Below are 2,323 nucleotides of genomic sequence, written 5' to 3'. Positions count from 1 at the left end.
TGCCCCGGCAGCCCGACGGACTCGACGGTATCGAACAGACCCAGAAACCGGATATGCAGCGGCGCGGCTTCACCATCAGCTGCCGTCGGGCAAGGCCAAAAGGGACGCCCGTGCCTCATCTCGCACTGCTTCAGCAGCCGGTTTACGAAAGCACGCGCGAGCGCCGCGCCGCGGGAGAAGCCGAATACGGCGATGTCGATGCGGGTGACTTTGTGGTTGGCTTTCAATCTATCTCGAAAATCTGCCTCGGCCAACGCTAATCGCGCATCGGCGCCCAATCCGGCTCCTCCGCCCAGTGTCTCGCTGTCGCGGATTTGTTCCCACCAACTTGGATCACTGGCGCCAAGCGGCGTGCCAACGCCCGGGTAGTAAAGCGCCACGATCAACGGTTCTTCATCAGCGACATGCCCCTTAAACAGTCGGGCGATGTTGGACTTCTTCTGCCGTGGTTTGTCCAACTCCAGATTGTTGCCGGTACCATCGAAAAAGAAGCTGAACCACGGCTTCTGCTCGCAGGTCGAGCAGGTCGTGAACTCTTCGTTGTGTAGCACCGTGGCGGTCTTGAGCGCCCGATGGAAAGTATCGTGGCTGTCGGTAAACCAGTCTTGCATCGTTATTCTCCCTTTTGGCGCATCACGCGTGGCCTACCAAAAAAAAGTCTGTCTATCCGTAGATTCTCCGGTCCGAGATCGCCGTCACCAGCGAGCAGTTCGGTCTCGACCTCATGGTCCGGAAAGAACCGGACAATCAGATAGCTCTGAAGCTTATAGTTTGGCTTTGGCATCACCCCTTTTACGTCAACATCCCGTGTATAGGTCTTCCACTTGGACCTGTCGTCCTGGCGCCCACCGACCTCCCATACGACCCTGATCGTCTGACCGACGCCGGGCATTCGCGCACAGCATCGCTGCCCACTGGTCCCGCCTCGCGAGAACTCCGATACATTGGAGCCTCCCACTCCGGTGTTCTTCCCCGAAGCCGTCTGAATCCAGTAGTCATAGATATAGTCCTCGGTGTAGTTCGCACTGCGCGCCGCCGCCAATACAGAACGGTCAGACTGGACCGCAGCGCAACCACCGAGCGCGGCCAATATCATCACAAACGACACACAAGCAATCCGTCTCATTCAGCCCTACTCCGTTTCAAGCCGCGATGTTCTGCCGCGTGGCTATTGGACCAATCCTGCATCGTTATTCCCCCTTGTGGCGCATTACGCGCTCGCCTGAAAAAAGCTTGTCGACCCGAGGGTTTTTGGGATCCAGCTCGCCATATGGAAACAGCTCTGCCTCGATCTCGTGATTGGGAAAGAATCGAACAACCAGACGACTGTGATGCCTCGATCCTCGCGGCATCGTTCCTGTTACAACGACATCCCGGCTGTAGGTTTTCCACTCGGACCTGTCTTCCTGCCGTCCGCCGACCTGCCACACGACCTTGACCGTCTGACCGACGCCCGGCATCCGCCCGCAGCATTCGATCCCTGCGGTTCCGCCTCGAGAAAACTCCGCAACGTTGCCGCCCCCCACGCCGGTGCGTTTCCCCGAAACCGTCTGAATCCGGTAGTCATAGATATAGTCCTCGGTGTAGTTCGCAGCCCACGCCGACGCTTCGACATCCCGGTTCGGCAAAGCCACGGCGCAACCACCAAGCGTGGCCAGCAGTGCCACGAGGAACACCCCTGCAATTCCTTTCATTCCTTCACTCTCGGTTACCTCCCTGCTCAGCAGGCAGCTGGCGTGGCTTTCGAAGTTCCAGGGACAGCGCCATCTCCGTGCATCCCACGATGAGATGACCTTCTTGCAGTGATACCTGCATTCCGCTGAACTCGCAGTCGATTACCCGTCCGTTGAAATCGACGGCGTAGCAAAGCGTGCCACCGTTAAGGAACCGTACGACGTGAGACACCGTTTCATGCACTCGGTTGACATAATGCTCCGTCACGTAGGCGATATCCGCAACGGTTACCGAGTCCACAGTGCAGAACCTGCCCCGGCAATATCCTTGGGCGCTGGCCGAGATTTCACTGCCATCCGGATGGCGAACGGTCACGCTCCCATCTGGATCCTGGCGTGCCACCACGCCTTTTGGCATTGCAATGACGCGTGGCGAATCGTTCGGACCAAGCTGGTCGAGCAAGAGCGGGGCGTCTTTGTTCGGGCTCTTTCCGCGAGATTTATCCGAAAACATGCGCCGCTCCTGTGCCAGTGAGAGCCAATGTCTTATTCAGCAGATGCTCTGCGCCGGAGGGCGCGATCAGTTCTCGCGGCCTCAGATAACCGCTGTGGTCCACGCGCAGAAACCCCGCGCGCGAGTCGTGGATGTA

General features: G+C 58.5%; 4 protein-coding genes. All 4 read right to left on the bottom strand.

Annotation, left to right across the window (positions count from 1 at the left end):
• On the bottom strand, positions 1–611 hold a 611-nt coding region (locus SB751_RS27950; RefSeq protein WP_410748783.1), incomplete at its 3' end, for a phospholipase effector Tle1 domain-containing protein.
• Between the two features lie 2 nt (positions 612–613).
• Positions 614–1,126 (bottom strand): DUF3304 domain-containing protein, encoded by a 513-nt coding sequence (locus tag SB751_RS27945; RefSeq protein WP_144197182.1) that lies wholly within the window; start codon positions 1,124–1,126, stop codon positions 614–616.
• 64 nt (positions 1,127–1,190) lie between these two features.
• Positions 1,191–1,694, bottom strand: coding sequence for a DUF3304 domain-containing protein (locus tag SB751_RS27940; RefSeq protein WP_144197181.1), 504 nt, complete (start codon positions 1,692–1,694; stop codon positions 1,191–1,193).
• Positions 1,695–1,698: 4 nt separating this feature from the next.
• Positions 1,699–2,187, bottom strand: coding sequence for a hypothetical protein (locus tag SB751_RS27935; RefSeq protein WP_313818785.1), 489 nt, complete (start codon positions 2,185–2,187; stop codon positions 1,699–1,701).
• Positions 2,188–2,323: the final 136 nt, after the last annotated feature.

Source organism: Cupriavidus sp. SIMBA_020 (assembly GCF_046535395.1).
Lineage (GTDB): Bacteria > Pseudomonadota > Gammaproteobacteria > Burkholderiales > Burkholderiaceae > Cupriavidus > Cupriavidus campinensis.
Note: the sequence above shows the minus strand (reverse complement) of the source record. Positions and strands in the feature narration are given on the sequence as shown.